Raw genomic sequence first — 300 nt, 5'->3', positions numbered from 1 at the left:
AAATCCGGAGCAGCATATCTTCCAATCGATGTTAATTATCCTCAAGACCGTATAACTTATATTGAACAAGATTGCAAGTGCAAGGTAGTTCTCGATGAAGAGGAAATGATGTTATGCAATTTGGAAAGGTATAAATATGGAAACGAGAATCCGGACCCTATTAATCAGTCAGGTGATTTGGCCTATGTCATTTACACTTCAGGTTCCACAGGACAGCCAAAAGGCGTTATGGTAGAGCATAGCAGTAATGTCAACATGTCCTTGGATCAGATTAAAACCTTTGGAGTCACCCAAAACGAC

At 40.0% G+C, this 300-nt stretch carries 1 protein-coding gene; it reads left to right on the top strand.

What is annotated here, in order from left to right; genetic code table 11:
- On the top strand, nt 1-300 hold a 300-nt coding region (locus DM397_RS00250), incomplete at both ends, for an AMP-binding protein (RefSeq protein WP_162615417.1).

It is taken from the genome of Flavobacterium nitrogenifigens (assembly GCF_003254565.1).
GTDB classification, from domain to species: Bacteria; Bacteroidota; Bacteroidia; order Flavobacteriales; family Flavobacteriaceae; genus Flavobacterium; species Flavobacterium nitrogenifigens.
This window is presented reverse-complemented; position numbering and strand designations above follow the sequence as displayed.